This window comes from Mycolicibacterium obuense (assembly GCF_055397605.1).
In genome coordinates this window covers 374,191-390,644 of sequence record NZ_AP043663.1, presented here as the reverse complement: position 1 = coordinate 390,644, position 16,454 = coordinate 374,191, and the positions used below count along the sequence as shown (strand labels likewise).

Annotated in this window: 16 protein-coding genes; 10 read left to right on the top strand and 6 right to left on the bottom strand. The window is 67.4% G+C overall.

Features of this window, described 5'->3' with window-relative positions:
- The first annotated feature begins 8 nt into the window (after positions 1–8).
- Both ACZ50N_RS01865 and ACZ50N_RS01860 read left to right on the top strand, forming a co-directional pair.
- The gene (locus tag ACZ50N_RS01865) at positions 9–776 is read left to right on the top strand and encodes an SDR family NAD(P)-dependent oxidoreductase (RefSeq protein ID WP_048421623.1); all 768 of its coding nucleotides are present in this window, start codon (positions 9–11) and stop codon (positions 774–776) included.
- 9 nt (positions 777–785) lie between these two features.
- Complete coding sequence (locus ACZ50N_RS01860) at positions 786–2,027, top strand: FAD-dependent oxidoreductase (RefSeq protein WP_464474473.1); 1,242 nt, start codon at positions 786–788, stop codon at positions 2,025–2,027.
- Here the strand turns inward: ACZ50N_RS01860 and ACZ50N_RS01855 are convergent.
- A complete protein-coding gene (locus ACZ50N_RS01855; protein WP_464474472.1) occupies positions 2,018–2,671 on the bottom strand; it encodes a VldE C-terminal domain-containing protein in 654 nt (217 codons plus the stop codon). The genes ACZ50N_RS01860 and ACZ50N_RS01855 overlap by 10 nt on opposite strands.
- A gap of 150 nt (positions 2,672–2,821) precedes the next feature.
- Positions 2,822–4,312 carry an HNH endonuclease signature motif containing protein gene (locus ACZ50N_RS01850; RefSeq protein ID WP_464474471.1) on the bottom strand — a complete coding sequence of 497 codons (1,491 nt, stop codon included), beginning with the start codon at positions 4,310–4,312 and terminating at the stop codon, positions 2,822–2,824.
- A 228-nt stretch (positions 4,313–4,540) separates the two neighbouring features.
- Between ACZ50N_RS01850 and ACZ50N_RS01845 the strand changes: the two genes are divergently transcribed.
- From ACZ50N_RS01845 to ACZ50N_RS01825, 5 genes are read left to right on the top strand one after another with little or no spacing between them, the layout of a single operon-like run.
- The gene (locus ACZ50N_RS01845) at positions 4,541–6,154 is read left to right on the top strand and encodes an ABC transporter substrate-binding protein (protein ID WP_419196943.1); all 1,614 of its coding nucleotides are present in this window, start codon (positions 4,541–4,543) and stop codon (positions 6,152–6,154) included.
- 10 nt (positions 6,155–6,164) lie between these two features.
- Positions 6,165–7,202, top strand: a complete 1,038-nt coding sequence (locus ACZ50N_RS01840; protein WP_198529315.1) for an ABC transporter permease — start codon at positions 6,165–6,167, stop codon at positions 7,200–7,202.
- The gene (locus ACZ50N_RS01835; protein WP_046366600.1) at positions 7,202–8,164 is read left to right on the top strand and encodes an ABC transporter permease; all 963 of its coding nucleotides are present in this window, start codon (positions 7,202–7,204) and stop codon (positions 8,162–8,164) included. The genes ACZ50N_RS01840 and ACZ50N_RS01835 overlap by 1 nt, the downstream gene beginning before the upstream one ends.
- A 29-nt stretch (positions 8,165–8,193) precedes the next feature.
- Positions 8,194–9,186: an ABC transporter ATP-binding protein gene (locus ACZ50N_RS01830; RefSeq protein ID WP_048421627.1), complete on the top strand. Its 993-nt coding sequence runs from the start codon at positions 8,194–8,196 to the stop codon at positions 9,184–9,186.
- Positions 9,183–10,181 (top strand): ABC transporter ATP-binding protein, encoded by a 999-nt coding sequence (locus ACZ50N_RS01825; RefSeq protein WP_046366601.1) that lies wholly within the window; start codon positions 9,183–9,185, stop codon positions 10,179–10,181. Before ACZ50N_RS01830 ends, ACZ50N_RS01825 begins: the two co-directional genes overlap by 4 nt.
- A gap of 130 nt (positions 10,182–10,311) precedes the next feature.
- On the opposite strand, the gene ACZ50N_RS01820 is transcribed toward ACZ50N_RS01825, so the two are convergent.
- A complete protein-coding gene (locus ACZ50N_RS01820) occupies positions 10,312–12,117 on the bottom strand; it encodes an Hsp70 family protein (RefSeq protein ID WP_464474470.1) in 1,806 nt (601 codons plus the stop codon).
- 80 nt (positions 12,118–12,197) lie between these two features.
- Here ACZ50N_RS01820 and ACZ50N_RS01815 point away from each other — a divergent pair, with 80 nt between their 5' ends.
- Positions 12,198–12,656, top strand: a complete 459-nt coding sequence (locus tag ACZ50N_RS01815) for a nuclear transport factor 2 family protein (RefSeq protein ID WP_046365879.1) — start codon at positions 12,198–12,200, stop codon at positions 12,654–12,656.
- A gap of 3 nt (positions 12,657–12,659) precedes the next feature.
- Here the strand turns inward: ACZ50N_RS01815 and ACZ50N_RS01810 are convergent, their stop codons facing one another.
- Positions 12,660–13,331, bottom strand: coding sequence for a L,D-transpeptidase family protein (locus tag ACZ50N_RS01810; RefSeq protein ID WP_046365880.1), 672 nt, complete (start codon positions 13,329–13,331; stop codon positions 12,660–12,662).
- 108 nt (positions 13,332–13,439) lie between these two features.
- On the opposite strand from ACZ50N_RS01810, the gene ACZ50N_RS01805 reads away from it, so the two are divergent.
- The gene (locus ACZ50N_RS01805) at positions 13,440–14,942 is read left to right on the top strand and encodes a bifunctional phosphatase PAP2/diacylglycerol kinase family protein (RefSeq protein WP_464474469.1); all 1,503 of its coding nucleotides are present in this window, start codon (positions 13,440–13,442) and stop codon (positions 14,940–14,942) included.
- Here the strand turns inward: ACZ50N_RS01805 and ACZ50N_RS01800 are convergent.
- On the bottom strand, positions 14,896–15,567 hold the full coding sequence (locus ACZ50N_RS01800) for a phosphatase PAP2 family protein (RefSeq protein WP_464474468.1): 672 nt from the start codon (positions 15,565–15,567) through the stop codon (positions 14,896–14,898). The genes ACZ50N_RS01805 and ACZ50N_RS01800 overlap by 47 nt on opposite strands.
- Positions 15,568–15,631: 64 nt before the next feature.
- Between ACZ50N_RS01800 and ACZ50N_RS01795 the strand changes: the two genes are divergently transcribed.
- The gene (locus ACZ50N_RS01795) at positions 15,632–16,114 is read left to right on the top strand and encodes a hypothetical protein (protein WP_048421751.1); all 483 of its coding nucleotides are present in this window, start codon (positions 15,632–15,634) and stop codon (positions 16,112–16,114) included.
- Positions 16,115–16,117: 3 nt separating this feature from the next.
- On the opposite strand, the gene ACZ50N_RS01790 is transcribed toward ACZ50N_RS01795, so the two are convergent.
- Positions 16,118–16,417 (bottom strand): CDGP domain-containing protein, encoded by a 300-nt coding sequence (locus tag ACZ50N_RS01790; RefSeq protein ID WP_236693805.1) that lies wholly within the window; start codon positions 16,415–16,417, stop codon positions 16,118–16,120.
- Between the last annotated feature and the right edge of the window lie 37 nt (positions 16,418–16,454).

The window sequence follows — 16,454 nt, the reverse complement described above, 5'->3', positions numbered from 1 at the left end:
GTTGGCGCGTGACCGACCTCTTCGATCTCACCGCACATGTCAGCGTCGTCACCGGCGGCGGATCGGGCATCGGCTTGGGTATGGCCGACGGGCTGGCTCGGGCCGGCGCGTCCGTCGCCATCATCGGCCGTAGTGTCGCGCGCCTGGAGGCGGCTGCGGAGTCGTTGCGCGCGCACGGCAATCCCGTGCTCGCCCTGCCCTGTGACGTCACCGACGAACCGGCGATCGCGGCGGCGATGGCCCGGGTCCGCGACGAATGGGGTTCGCTCGACTCGTGTTTCGCCAACGCCGGCGTGGGCGGCAGGTTCACCCCGACGCTGGACACCTCATTGGCGGAGTTCAGGTCGATCACGGCGGTGGATCTCGACGGCGTGTTCGTTACGCTGCGTGAGGCAGCGCGGCAGATGGTCGCCGCCGAACGCGGCGGCAGCCTGGTCGGTGTGTCCAGCCTCGGCGCATTCCAGGGCATGCCCCGTCAACCCGCCTACGCCGCATCGAAGGGCGGGGTGATCTCATTGATCGACAGCATGGCCGTGGAATTGGCCCGATACGGCATCCGCGCCAACACCATCGCGCCCGGGTGGTTCGACACCGAGATGACGGCGGCCGGCCTGGCCGACGAACGGTTCCGCTCCCGCGTGCTGCCGCGCGTGCCGGTGCGGCGGTGGGGATCCGGTGAGGACGTGGCCGGTGTGGCGGTCTATCTGGCGAGCCCGGCCAGCAAGTACCACACCGGCGACGTGTTGAGGATCGACGGCGGTTACCTGAAGTTCTAGTGTGACGCCATGAGTGAGAAGACGACCTGTGTGGTCGTCGGCGGCGGGCCGGCGGGCATGGTGCTCGGCCTGCTGCTCGCGCGCGCCGGCGTCGAGGTCACGGTGCTCGAAAAGCACGGCGATTTCCTGCGCGACTTTCGCGGCGACACCGTGCATCCCAGCACGCTGCGGCTGCTCGACGATCTGGGGCTGTGGCCGGCGTTCGACGCCCTCCCGCAGAGCCGGGTGCGGGAGTTCACCATCGACGCCGCCCCGGGTCGACCGGTGGCGGTCGCCGATTTCGAACGGCTGCGCCTCCCGCATCGGTACATCGCGATGGTGCCGCAGTGGGATCTGCTCAATCTGTTGGCTCAGGCGGCCGCGGCGGAACCGTCCTTCACACTGCGGCTGGACCACGAGGTCACCGGCCTGCTCACCGAAGCCGGCCGCGTCGTCGGCGTACGCTACGAAAGCCCCTCTGGCTCAGGGGAATTGCGTGCTGATCTGACGGTCGGATGCGACGGGCGCGGCTCGGCGGTTCGACAATCGGCCGGAATGGCGGTGCGGGAGTACCCGGTGAGCTTCGACGCCCTGTGGTTCCGGCTGCCCCGCAACGCCGTGACCGCCGGCTTCACCCTGTTCCCCCGTATCGGACGGGGGAAAGCAATGATCGTGATTCCCCGTGAGGGGTACCTGCAGATCGCGCTGCTGATCAAGAAGGGCTCCGACGCTGCCCTCCGCCGCCGGGGGCTGGCCGCCTTCCACGCCGACGTACTCGAGCTCCTGCCCGAAGCCGGCGCCACCGTTTCCGCCGTCACCTCGCTCGACGAGGTCAAGTGTCTCGACGTGAAGCTGAACCGCTTGCGGCGCTGGCACACTGACGGTCTGCTCTGTATCGGCGATGCCGCCCACGCCATGTCTCCGGCCGGCGGGGTCGGCATCAACGTGGCCGTGCAGGACGGCGTGGCCACCGCGCGGTTGCTGGCCGACCCGCTGCGCCGCGGCGCGGTGACGGAGCGGGATCTGGCGAGAGTGCGGCGGCGGCGGATCGTCGCGACCGCGCTGACCCAGGCCTTGCAGCGTCAGCTCGACGCGCGGCTGCTGGGTCCGGTCCTGCGAGGCGAAGAGGGTGCGACCGGTCCGCCGGGCTGGCTGCTCAGGATCGTGCAGCGGGCGCCGTGGCTGTCGGTGATCCCGGCCTACCTCGTCGGGGTGGGGGTTCGCCCAGAGCGCGCGCCGGAGTTCGCGCGGCGACGGGCCGGTCAGCGGTAGTAGACCTCGCCACCGGTCGGGTAACCCCCGCCGTGGGTGGTGATGTGCACGTGGTCGTAGTGGCCGTAGCCGCCGGCGCGTCCGCCGCCCGGGGTGTAGTAGACGCCGCGCCAGATGCAGTCCTGCAGGCTGAACCGCTCGGCGTTCTTCATCGCGAACGCGACGATCTGGTTGCCCAACGCGATGCCTTCGGCACTGCTCGCGTTGGGGATCATCACGTCGATGGCCAGTCCGTTGGGATGCCACGGGAGCGGGTCTTGCCGGACGCCGCCGATGCTGCGGATCTCGGGAAAGATCGCACTGACTGCCCGGGCAACCAGAATGGTCTTCACCTGCAGGCCCTGTTCGGGCGCCAGCCCGGCGGGCAGGATCTGAGGCTGCCGGACGGCTGCCCGCGAGGCGACCCACTGCACGCGGGTGCCGCTCGGACCGCTCGTGGGCGCGACGCCCACCGGCGGAGCAGCCACGAGTTCCATGCCCGGCAGCGGCGCCGTCTCGGGACCGGCCACGGCCGGTGCGGCAGCCTGTTCGACCGGGCGTTGGACGTCGGCCCCGGCTATCAGCAGGGCTGCCACTGGCAGTCCGAGGGCGGTCAGCACACGCGCGTGCGAACGCCGCGGTCGTACCTGGGAATGCCTGCCCACGCACTGCAGACTACGAGCGCACATCACGAAATCACAGACGCATGGCAAACTTTCCATAACAAAACGCACCATGGGCACCACCAGCATCATCAGCCCCAGAATTTGCCGGCCATCGCGACGTTCCCGACGCGGTGTCATTTGCTCGCGGCTCTAGGCCGCCTCGTTGTCGGGTGGTGCGGGTCCGCCGGGTTCTGACGGCCCGCGGGTCGAGGGTGGCGGGCAGTCGTCAGCCTCGCCGACCGGCTCGGCCGGCGCGTCAGCACCACTGCCCGCCTCGTCCGGTGGACGCAGCAAACGTTCGGGGGTGTGGTGGGTGTTGATCCGGGTTTGGCCGGTGTCCAGGTTCGGTGGTGGGGTCCATTCGACGTCGTGGCGGGGGCTCATCGACGTGGTCCAGCCGCCGGGTGCGACGGCGCGGTTGTCGGGTGGGCAGGCCAGGCCGAGGTCGTCGATGTTGGTCACCCCGCCCTCGGCCCAATCTTGGGTGACGTGGTGGACCTGGCAGCCATACGCCCCGACGGGGCAGCCGGGTTTGGTGCAGCCCCCGTCGCGGGCGATCAACATGACCCGCTGCGCGGCCGAGGCGGTGCGACGAGCCCGGAACAGGTCCAGCGCTGACCCGGTGGCGCGGTCGAACACCGCCAGATAGTGGCTCGCGTGCGCCCCCATCCGGACCACATCCTTGATCGGCAGCCGGGTACCACCACCCGTCGTCCCGATCCCCGCCCGCGACTCCAAGTCCTGCAGGGTGGTCCGCACAATCACCGTCACCGGTAACCCATTCAGCTGACCCAACTCGCCGCTCATCAACGCGATCCGCCCCACCGCCACCAACGCATCATGCTGACGCTGGGCCAGGCTGCGGTGATCGTTGTCGATCTGCGCCTGCGACGGTGTCCCCGAGGTGCACGGCTCGTCATCGTCGGGGTTACACATGCCCGGCGCGGCGTACTTCGCGAAGATCGCCTCCCACACCGCCGCCGCCTCCGGCGTCAACTCCGCCCGCCACGCCGTCATCGCATCCCGACCCTGCCGAGATTTCGTCAGCGCACGTTTCCGGACGCGTTCGGCATCATCGGGTTCGGGCCCGTCCTGATCGAGCAGGAACAACTCCAACTCCGCGGCATCGCGGGTGGCCTTCGGACCGGCACCACAAGCGATACGCACCACCTCAGCCTCGAACTGTTCCCGCGTCGCGACGTCGACGAACCCGGGCAGCTTGTCCACGACCTTGCGGATCACCTCCACATGTTCGGGCGTGATGCGCCCCTGCGCTTGCGCGGCGGCGGTCGCCGGCAGCACCGGGGGTAGCCGCTCTCCGGTCATCGACTGACGCGGGGCGAGAAGCGCGGCGTCGGTCAACCGGCGGTTCGCTTCCGACCCGCTGATCCGGTAGCGGATCGCCAGCACGTCTTTCCAGTTCTTGGCCCCCATCTGCACCGCAGACGTCTCCACCTGCAAACGCGCCAACGCCCGATGCTGGGACGCGGGCAACCGGCAGCCCGCGTTTTCGAGCTCGTCGAGCAGCTCCACCACCTCGGCAGCAGTGGACCGATCCAGGCCGCAGGCCAGCACAGCATCGACCGCGGCGCGTAACCCCGCGACTGCCTGCTGCACCTCCGACATGATTCGAACATACATTCGACCACCGACAAATCCCGATCCCGCGACGCGGCGCACAGTCCGCACTAAGGTGACTCCAGCAGTGCGGTCGACACATTTCTGTGAACAGAAGTTGCCGATCGGAAAAATTTCTGAAAAATGCTCAGAGGCCCGGACAAGTCTTGGATTTTGGGCCGCCCGACCGAGGGGAACACTGTGAACACCGCACGTTCGGTTCGACATGGACTCGCGCTCGTCTGCATCATCGTGCTGGCCGCCTTCGGCGTGGCCGCATGCGGCAAGGACAGCGGATCGGGTGGCGGCTCCGGCGGAGGCGGAGGCGGTGACATCACCGTTGCGCTGACATCGTTCCCCGACTACGTCGACCCACAGCTCTCCTACACGGTCGAAGGCTGGGAAATCCTGTGGAACGTCTACACACCCCTGCTGACTTATAAGCACGCCAAGGGTAAGGAGGGCACCGAAATCGTGCCCGGTCTGGCCGAGGCGATGCCGGAGATCTCTCCGGACGGCACGACCTACAAGCTGAAGCTCCGCAAGAACATGAAGTACTCCGACGGCACCCCGATCAAGGCCTCGGACTTCACCTATGCCGTTCAGCGCCTGTTCAAGGCGGATTCGGGCGGGTCGGTGTTCTATGACGTGATCGTGGGCGCCAAGGAGTACGCCGACGGCAAGGCCGACACGATCACCGGCATCACGACCGACGACAACACCGGCGACATCACCATCAAACTGACCGGCCCCAACGGCACCTTCGAGAATCTGCTGGCGTTGATGTTCTCCGCCCCCGTGCCGCCCACCACCAAGCTGGACGGCGACACCACCAACACGCCGCCGCCCGCCAGCGGTCCGTTCATGATCAGCAATGTCGACGCGCCGCGCACGATGACCATGGAGCGCAACCCGCAGTTCAAGACGGTCAAGGACGCCGGCGCCTCCGAGGTCGCCGACGCAAATGTCGACAAGATCACCGTGGTGGAGAACAAGAACCAGAGCGCACAGGTCACCGACATCGTGCAGAACAAGGTCGATTTCATGGTCGACCCGGTGCCGTCGGACCGGCTGCAGGAGGTCAAGACCCGCTACGCCGATCGGTTCCGGATGGAGGAGTCGATCAACACCTACTACTTCTTCATGAACACCCAGAAGGCCCCGTTCAACGACATCAAGGTGCGTCAGGCGATCAACTATGCCGTCGACCCGGAAGCGTTGAACCGCATCTTCGGTGGCCGTTTGCACCCGACCCAGCAGGTTCTCCCGCCGGGTATGCCGGGCTATCAGGAGTACAAGCTCTACCCCGGCCCCGACATGAACAAGGCCAAGCAGCTACTCGCCGAGGCCAATCCGGCCGACCGCGACATCACGGTGTGGACCGACGACGAGCCGGACCGTAAGCGCATCGGGGAGTACTACCACGACCTGCTGACCCAGCTCGGTTTCAATGCGACGCTGAAAGTGATTGCCGGAGACGTCTATTGGACCACGATCGGCAACCAGTCCACCCCTGACGTCGACACCGGGTTCGCCGACTGGTTCCAGGATTTCCCGCATCCGGACGACTTCTTCCGTCCGCTGCTCAACGGGGCCAGCATCCTGCCGACCAACGGCAACAACCTGTCCCGGGCCAACCTGCCGGAGCTCGACGCGAAGATGAACGAGCTGCTGACCAAGCAGATCACCGACCCCGGTGTCGAACAGCAGTACGCCGATCTCGACAAGGCGTACATGGAGCAGGCGGTCTGGGCGCCCTACGGCAACGAACAGTTCACCACCTTCCTGTCCGAGCGCATGGACTTCGACAAGTCCTATCAGCATCTGTTGTTCAAGCAGGACTTCACCTCGTTCGCGGTGAAGTAGCGGCAGGAAGATGGTCGCCTCTGTCCCTGACGTAGAGGTCCCCGACGAGCCGCCGTTGCCCGTCGGGGTGCCCAAAGAGCATATCCAGGGCCGCAATCCGTGGTACCTGGCGTGGCTTCGGTTGCGCCGCAACAAGGTTGCCCTGGCCTGCGGTGTGCTGTTCGTGCTGATCGTGCTGTTCTGTCTGGCCGCGCCCCTGTGGGCGCACTACATCGCGCAGACCGGACCGAACGACAACCACATCACCGACACCGTGAGCATCAACGGTGTCGAGACCGACGTCGTCTCGCCCGACGGCACGCCGCTGGGCCCGGGCCTACACGGCCGGTATCTGCTCGGCGCCGATCAGAACGGTCGAGACGTCATGGTGCGCCTCATGTACGGAGGCAGGACGTCGATCTACATCGGGCTGGCGGCTGCGGCGGTGACCACCGTGCTCGCAGTCATCGTCGCGCTGCTCGCCGGGTACTACCGCGGGTGGATCGACGCGGTGCTGTCCCGGATCCTCGACGTGATCTGGGCCTTCCCTGTCCTGCTGCTGGGCATCGCCCTAGGCACGGCGCTGGCCATCGGCGGCCTGAAGCTGGGCTTTCTGCAGATCGCCGGGGATTCGATCTGGATCCCGATCCTGATCATCGGCCTGGTGTACGTGCCCTACATGGCCAGGCCGCTGCGCGGGGAGATCCTCGCCCTGCGCGAGAAGGAATTCGTCGAAGCCGCCGTCGCGCAAGGGATGGGTCCGTTGCGGATCATGGTCGGCGAGCTCCTCCCCAACATCATCTCCACGATCATCGTGTTCTTCACGTTGAACATCGCCAACAACATGCTGTTGGAGTCGGCGCTGTCGTTCCTCGGTGCGGGCGTGCGTCCGCCGAACGCGTCGTGGGGCACGATGATCGCTGACGGCTACCAGCTGATCTACACCGCACCACATCTGACGATCGTGCCGGGTCTGCTGATCGTCATCACGGTCCTGGCGCTCAATGTCTTCGGGGATGGTCTGCGAGATGCCTTGGACCCCAAGGCCCGGATAAGACTGGAGCACTGATGGCGCAATTCATCGTGCGCCGGGTCCTCGGCATGATCGCCGTGCTGTTCGCGATCTCGGTGATCGTGTTCCTGATCTTCAACGTGGTGCCCAATTCGGACCCGGCTGCGCGCATCGCCGGCAAGAACGCCGATCCCGATCTCATCGCCCGAGTCAACGCCGACCTCGGACTGGACCGGCCCCTGCCCGTGCAGTACCTGACGATGATGAAACAGATCTTCACCGGTGAACTCACGTCGTACGCGAGCGATCGCAATGTGGGCGAGCAGATCTGGCACGGATTACCGGCGACGTTCTCACTGTGTATTGGTGCGGCGGTCATCTGGATGACGCTGGCGGTGCTGTTCGGCTACCTCAGCGCAGTGCACGCCGGCAAGTTCGGTGACCGCGCGCTGAGCATCCTGTCGCTGGTCGGCATCTCGATGCCGGTGTTCTGGCTGGCCGCGATCCTGCTGTACTTCTTCACGTACAAGGTGGAGCTGTTCCCGACGGGCAGCTATGTGCCGCTCACCGAAGATCCCCTGGACTGGGCATACCACCTCGTGCTGCCGTGGTTCACGCTGGCCGTGCTGTTCATCGGCTTCTACAGCCGCGTGCTGCGCTCGAACATGCTGGACGCGATGAACGAGGACTATGTCCGCACGGCACGGGCGAAGGGTCTGACCGAACGTCAGGTCCGCGTCCGACATGTGTTGCGCAACTCGATGATTCCGATCGTCACGCTGTTCGGCCTGGACTTTGGCATGGTCGTGGGCGGAGGAGCGATCCTGACCGAGACGGTGTACAACCTCGACGGCGTCGGGCTCTACGCTGGTGAGGCGATCCGCAGCCTGGATCTGCCGCCGCTGATGGCGGTCACGATGTTCGGCGCGTTCTTCATCGTGCTGTTCAACACGATCGTCGACATCGCCTACGCCGTGCTGGATCCGCGAATCCGACTGGGACAGGCGGCACCGGCATGAGCGACGCTTGCGAGCGAATCGACGAACCCATGAGCGAGCCATTGCTCGAAGTGCAGGACCTACGGGTCAGCTTCGCCACCGAGGACGGACTGGTGCAGGCCGTCGACGGGGTCTCGTTCTCGCTCGCCCCCGGTGAGATCCTGGCGATCGTCGGCGAATCGGGCTCTGGCAAGAGTGTGACCGCTCAGACGCTGACGGGTCTCACCCGCTCGTCGAACAGTCGTATCACCGGGTCGGTGACCTATCGCGGGCGCGAATTGGTGGGTCTCGACGACGACGGGTTGAGGGACATCCGCGGCGAGGAGATCGCCATGGTGTTCCAGGATCCGATGTCCTCGCTGAATCCGGTGTACCGCATCGGCGATCAGATCGTCGAGATGATCCGCGCGCACCGCGACGTGCCGAAATCCGAGGCCGTCCGGCGTGCTGGCGAACTGCTTGCGGCGGTGGGCATTCCGAACCCACAGAGCCGGCTGCGCAGCTATCCGCACGAGTTCTCCGGCGGCATGCGGCAACGCGTGATGATCGCGATGGCGCTGGCCCTGGAGCCGGCCGTACTGATCGCCGACGAGCCCACCACCGCTCTCGACGTCACGGTGCAGGCTCAGATCTTGCGTCTGCTCGCCCAGCTGAACGCCGAACGCGGTCTGGCGGTGGTGCTGATCACTCACGATCTCGGTGTGGTCGCCGAGATCGCGGACCGGGTCGCAGTCATGTACGCGGGCCAGATCGTGGAGAACGGCAGCCTGGACGACATCTTCTACGCCCCGCAGCATCCCTACACCTGGGGTCTGCTCGGGTCGTTGGCCCGCCTGGACCGTCCACGCTCGGAGCGGCTCACGCAAATTCCGGGCCAGCCACCCTCGTTGCTCGATCCGCCACCGGGTTGCCGGTTCGCGCCGCGGTGCGCGTTCGAGTTCGACCGGTGCAGTCAGCCACCGGATCTGGCTGCCACGCAGAGCGGGTCGCATCTGGACCGCTGCTGGCTCGACCTCGAGGAGAAGGCGCGGGTGCGCGCATGACCGAACCGCTGCTCGAGGTGACCGATGTGGTCAAGCACTACCCGATCCGCTCGGGCATCGTGATCGAGCGTGATGTCGGCACGGTGCGTGCTGTCGACGGGGTGAGCCTGACGCTGAACGAGGGCGAGACTTTGGGTCTGGTCGGCGAATCGGGCTGCGGCAAGTCCACGCTGTGCCGGGCGATCCTGCAGCTGATTCCGCCGACCTCGGGGTCGGTCAAGTTCCTCGGTCAGGAACTCGTCGGTTTGTCGCGGCGTGAGCTGCGGCCGCTTCGCCGGCAGATGCAGATGATCTTCCAGGATCCGTATGCGTCGCTGAATCCCCGAAAGCGCGTCGGGCAGATCGTCGGCGATCCGATGGATCTGCACGGTCTGGCCAGCGGTGCCGAGCTGAAACGGCGGGTGCAGGATCTTCTCGATCGTGTGGGTCTGCGACCCGAGCACTACAACCGGTTTCCGCACGAGTTCTCCGGGGGTCAGCGTCAGCGCATCGGCATCGCCCGGGCGCTGGCACTGCAACCGAAGCTGATCGTCGCCGACGAGCCGGTGTCTGCGCTCGACGTCTCGGTGCAGGCGCAGATCGTCAACCTGCTCAAGGACTTACAGGCCGAGTTCGGGTTGTCGTATCTGTTCGTGGCTCACGATCTGGGTGTCGTGCGGCACGTGTCCGACCGCGTCGCGGTGATGTATCTGGGCAAGGTGATGGAGAATTCCGGGACCGACAGCCTCTATGACCGGCCGGTGCACCCGTACTCCAATGCGTTGCTGTCGGCCGTGCCGATCCCCGATCCGCGACTCAACGAGGCACGCGAGCGCGTGGTACTCGAAGGTGACGTGCCGAGTCCGAGTGATCCGCCGTCGGGGTGCCGGTTCCACACCCGCTGCCCGTGGGCGACCGAGATCTGTTCCACCGAGGAGCCGGCGCTGGTGTCCTACGAGGACGGTCACACCGCCGCCTGTCATCATCCGCGCAATGTGGAGTCCCTCCCCGCGTGACGCGGGCACGAGCACCGAAGTGAGGAACGACCCGATCGGCTGTCCCCTCCGCAGCCGATCGAGTCGATGCTGCCAAAGCTAAGCCGACCCGACGGTCGGAGCAATCGGGGAAACCCCTATATCTGCGCGCTCAGGGGGCTGCGGGAACCGGAATCGGGATGGGCACCGGAACGAAGGGCACCGTCAGGTAGCTGGTGGTGGTGACCTGCTGCGTGGTCGTGGGCGCCTGGGTCGTCGTGGGGACGGTCGTGGTGGGGACGGTCGTGGTGGGCACCGTCGTGGTGGTGGTCGGGACCGTCGTCGACGGTGTCGTCGTGGTGGTGGTCGTCGTCGTCGACGGTGTCGTCGTGGTCGTCGTCGTTGTTGTGGTCGTCGTGGTCGTCGTCGTCGTGGTGGTCGTCGTCGGCACCGTGGTGGTCGGCGTGGGGGCTGCACTGGTGGTGATGACGGGGGCCGGCGGCGCCGCGCTGGTCGGCGGCGCGGCCGGCTGCCCCGGCACGGTGACTGTCTCCCCGGCAGCGCTGGTCGGGGTGAGCTCCCGGCTCAACGGCGAGTTGCCCGGCGTCGGCCGGTCGGAATCGGAGCCGTCGACGCTGGTCAGAGCGATCGCCACACCCCCGACCGCGACCAGCGCGATCGCGGCCACCACGCCGAGCAGTGACAGCGGCAGCCGCCGCCAACCCACCGGCTCGTCGTCGGCGGGCGATTCCTGCGGGTCGCTGAGGCGGTACGGGTTCGGCCGCTCGGCTCTGCCGGTGGCATCGTCGGCGTAGTCGTCGATGACGTAGGTGTCTTCGCCGGCATAGGGTACGACGTCTTCGGTGGACGGATCGTCCTGGGACCATGCCAGCGCATACGTCGCGTCCGCGTCGGCCCCGGCGGGGGCGACGGCCGGCGCGGCGCGCGTCGCGGTCTCGGCGGCACCGCCGAAGGCGGCGAACAGAGCAGCGCCGACTGCGGCATCCAGCGCAGGTCGGGGCGACCACAGCACTCGACCCGGATAGGACGAAAACCGCTGCCGGACGGCAGGAATCGCCGATCCGCCACCGACCAGGACCACGGCCGACAATGCGGCAGAACCAGTGTTGTTGCGCTGCAGAGTGTCTCGCAACGCCTCGATCACGTCGTCGAGCGGACGGGCCAGCAGTGACTCGAGATCAGCTCGAGTAACCACGATCTCGCCGCGATATCCCGGCACGTCGACGTCGATGCGCGCCTCGGTCTCCGTCGAGAGCCGCTCCTTGGCGCTGCGACACTGCTCCCGCAGGCGGGCCAGCGAGCCGACCGCGGCGGTCGCACCGGTGTCCTCACCGCTGTGGGGCACCCGCTCGAGAACGTGAGTGAGCAGAGCCTGGTCGATCTGGTCACCGGCGAACTCGGCGAACCGCTCCGTGCGACCGATCAACTCCAGCGATCCGGCCTCGGCCAGGCTGATGCTCGTTCCGCTGCCGCCGATGTCGAGGACGGCCAGTACGCCGCGACGCTCCAGGCCGGGGTCGGCCACCATCGCCGTCAACGCTGCCACCGCGTCCGGGATGAGCCGGGGCGGCGGACCCCCCGGCGCCAGCGGGCCGCTGGCGGTCAGCGCCTCACGCAGTGCGTCGACCTGCCCCGGTCCCCAGTACGAGGGCACCGCGATCACCACATCGGACGGCGAGGCGGAGCCGGCCAGCGCAGCCATCGCTTCGAGCGCCTCGACGACGAGTTGCTCGGCCGGATACCGCGACCCATCCTGGCCGACGAGCGGAACCGGATCTCCGACGCGCTCGACGAAGCCGCCCAGCGTCACTCCGTCGCCGCGGCCCGCGGGCAGACCCACTTCGGGAGCGGTGTGGCCGTAGACGGTGAGCACCGAACGGCGCAGCACCGGAGGCCGCCCCACCCCGGCCGCCACCAGATTGGTGGCTCCGACGGACAACCCCAGTGCATCGCTCATGACGGGGCACACCTTAATCGCCGGCGCCCGCTGCAGCCCATCAGACACTCTGCCGGTCCGAACTGTGCTGCAATGACGCCATGGGTGACATCGACGACATCAAGACGGTCAAATACCGGTACCTCCGCACACTCGACACCAAGCACTGGGACGAGTTCGCCGACACCCTCACCGAGGACGTGATCGGCCACTACGGCGAATCCGTGGGCGAGGAACACCACTTCAGCAACCGCGATGAGCTGGTCGAGTTCATGCGCAATTCCCTGGGTCCGGACATCATCACCGAGCACCGTGTCACCCATCCCGAGATCACCATCGACGGTGACGAGGCGACGGCCACCTGGTATCTGCAGGATCGGGTCATCGCGCCCGCCTTCGACTTCATGCTGATCGGCGCGGGTTTCTACCACGATCGCTACCGCCGCACCGACGCCGGCTGGAAGATCAGCGAGACCGGGTACGACCGCACCTACGACGCCTCGATGTCGGTGGCGGCGCTGGACTTCAAGGTCAAGGCCGGCCGAGCGGTCAAACAGTAGGGGCTATCCCTCGGCGGAGGTGACGGCGATCATCGCGCCGGGCCGCAGCCACCGCATGATCTTCACCAGCGTCGCGTCGTCGATCGCCACACAACCGGCGGTCGCCCCGCCGTCGGTGCTGTGCACGAAGAACGCACCGCCCTTGCCCGGGATGCGCTCCTTGTTGACGCCCATCACCACCGCGTGGGCGTACTGCGGGATGTCGAGGTTCTCGGTACCCGAGCTCGGCGCGGTGTCGAAGCGGCAGTTCTGTTTGTCGCACACCTGCATCGTGTTGTAGGTGGGGCTCTTCATGTCCCCGTCCCACCAGTGGTTGGGCCCCACTCTGATGTAGCGCAGCCCGCCACCGGGATCGGGTTGGGTTCCGAAGGAGAAGTCGAGGGTGTAGATCCCCTGCGGCGTCATCATCGATCCGTCGAAGTGGTTGGGCGACATGCCCTTCGCACCGATTTTGGCGGGGATGCCCACTCCCCCGCTGACGGGTTGCCAGCCACCCGCGGTGCGCTGCCAGACGTCGAGAGTGGCATCGGAGCCGCCGGTCCCGGTCACGGCGAGCACCTGGGTGGCCCGCCCGACCGAGGCGGAGAACCACGGATTGAGCGCGGCCTGCGCGACCGCGGGTGGTACGCCGGCGAGCAGGATCGCCACGCACATCACGGTCAGCAGTCGGCGCATGGGCTTCGATCGTGGCCGTCCGACGCTGCATTCGCGGTAAAGATCCGGACACGATCGGGTCGCAGTACGCGAGGTTTGCCGGTGGACCCTCTCGGCTACGTTGGCGTGATGGACCTACTGCCTGAGCGTCTGCGGCGACCGCGACACCGTGGAATCACTCAGATCGGCCGGGGGCTGGGCACTCTGGATCGCGAGGTCTTCGAGGCCATCGCGGAGTCTCCGAGCCCCCTGATCGACACGGTCATGCCCCGGCTGACCAGGGCGGCCGACCATTCCAAGCTGTGGTTCGCGATCGCCGCCGGGTTGGCCGCGTTCGGCAATCCCTCGGTCAAACGCGGGGCGATGCGCGGTGTGCTGACCCTCGGGGTGACGAGCCTGGTGACCAATCAGGGCGCCAAACGGGTATGGCGCCGGGACCGCCCGAACCGGCTGTTGGTACCACTGGCACGACAGACGCGGCGGGCGCCCACGTCGAATTCGCTTCCGTCGGGGCACTCGGCGAGCGCTGCGGCGTTCGCGGTGGGAGTCGGCCTGGAGAATGCGCCGGTGGGCCTGGGTCTGGCTCTGCTGGCCGGGCTGGTCGGCATGTCCCGCATCGCGGTCGGTGCGCACTACCCCGGTGATGTGCTGGCGGGGCTGGGCCTGGGGGCGGGTATCGCCGTGCTGGGCGGCCGGATCGTGCCGCCGATCGTCGAGGAGCGGCTGCCCGGGGCGGCGCCGCTGACGGTCGACACACCTGGCCGGCCGCGTGGCGCCGGGGTGACGGTGGTGGTGAACCCGGCTTCTGGCAGTGGCACCGGAGCCCGAGTGCTCGACGAGGTCCGCGACGCGCTACCCGAGGCCGAGAGCGTCGAGCTCCGTGAAGACGACGACGTGCCCGCGGTGTTCCGGTCGGCGGCGCAGCGTGCCGATGTCCTCGCGGTCGGCGGTGGAGACGGCACGGTCGCCGTTGCGGCGAGCATCGCGCTGGAGGAGGGCGTGCCGCTGGCGGTCTTGCCGGCGGGCACGTTCAATCACTTCGCCAAGGACATCGGCTGCGAGAGCACGGCCAAAACGGTCGCCGCCATCCAGGGCGGGACCGTCTCCTGCGTCGACGTCGTGTGCCTCAACGAGAAGCAGATGGTGGTGAACACCGCCAGCATCGGCGCCTACCCGCAGTTCGTGCAGACGCGCGAGAAGTTGGAGCACAGGATCGGCAAGCCGCTGGCGGGCATCTATGCCATGTTCCACACCCTGCGTCGCGACCAGCCGGTGCGCATCTCCTACGACAACCAGACGCTGCAGACATCGCTGTTCTTCCTCGGCAATTCGATCTATCTGCCGTCGGGCTTCGCGCCGTCGCGGCGGACGAGAATGGACGACGGCCTCATCGACATCCGCATCCTGGAGACCGGCCGGCCACTGGCGAAGTGGCGCATCCTCATCGCGTTGATGTTCGGACGCTTGACGCGCAGCCCGCTCTACCGGGAGTTACGGGTGCCCGAGTTCACGTTCGAAGCCGTCGACGGTCCGACCGTGCTGGCTCTCGACGGGGAGGTCGGCACCGAGCTGACGAAGGCGAGTTTCAGCGTGCGGTACCGGTCGCTTCCGGTATTTCGTCCGGCTGTGTGATCGGCCGCCCCGGACGCAGCACCATCAGGCAGGCGACGACGTAGGCGTACCCCAGCGCCCACCCGGCGATCACGTCGGACGGGTGGTGCACATTGAGGATGACGCGGCCGGCCCCGATCGTGACGATCACGGCGACCCCCGCCGTGATCAGCCATGCGCGTCGGGCGGCGGGCACCAGCGGCAGCGACACCGTCACCAGCGCGATGACCGCGACCATGACCCCGACCGCATGCCCGGACGGGAAAGACGACGATGCGGCGTGCACCAGCGCAGTCGCCGGCCTCGGCCGGTCCACCAGCCTCTTCGCGATCTCGGTGACGAGTCCGGACAGCTCCACGCTGACGATCAGGAACACGGCGATGCTCACGTGGCGGCGTACGAAGGCGACCACGATCACGACGACCGTCACCAGCCGGAAGGCGGTCGGGCCGAGGACGGTGCAGTAGACGTCCCAGAACGTGACCCACCCTGGATGGCGTTCGCCGACCCGTAGGGTCGCGTCCAACGCGGCGTCGTCGACGTGCGAGAGCGGCGCCCAGCTGAAGCGGTACGCGAGGAGCATCGCGACGAACACGCCGAGCGCGACCACGGCCGATCCAGCCAGCAACCCTCTGCGCGCGTTCATCCGAACGTGTGTACCACCCGACGTTGTGAACGGGTCGCAGAACCCTCTGAGCTACCGTGCCTGCATGGCCGTATTCCTGCGCAAGTTGCTGCGCATCGGGAAGCTTCCGCGGGAACTCCGCACCGAGGTCGAGGCCGAGGGGATCGTGTTCATGGCCGAATACGTGGCCGTCACGCGGCGGTTCCGGGGTGCCGTGCCTGGCCTTCGTTCGGCGGGCAGCATCGCCAGTTACGTCGGGTCGCTGGTGCTGACCGAGCAGCGGGTGCTGGCCACGCTGTCGTCGGTGCCCAAGCTCGCCGGACGCACGATGGATCTGCGGTGGGATGCGCCGCAGTCCGGCGCGGTCACCGCGACACTCGACGAATCCGGGCTGACTCTCGACGTGGACGTGGCCGCGGTCGATCCGCGCTGCTCGGGCGAGCTGTCGCTGCACTACAAAGAAGATCTGCCCGCCGACGTGCTGGCGCGGCTGCCTCGGCGCTCACTGGCCTACGACGTGCCGCCGGAGTTCGTGTTCCGCGCGGTCGGCGTGCCGTATCACCCGTAGCGCTCAGCCCTCGATGTGCACCGGCGGGTCGTTGAACGCCGGGTCGCCTCCGGGGCGGCCCGGACCCATGACCGCACACTGCCGTACCGGGATCAGGTGCGTTCCGAAGCCGCTGGGCACCACCGAGGCAATCCCGACGCAACGCTGCCAGCTACCGTCCGGCTGGACCGGGTCGTCGCACTTGCTGATGTATCCGCCGCCGTAGACGCACCCCGCGCTGGCGGGTGCGGAGGTCACCACGCCCATGCCCACGAACGCCGCCGTCAGCAGACCTGCCGTCACCGCACTGATCGTCGCTTTCACGGTCGCATCTCCCCTCGCCGGCACCACCGACGCTACC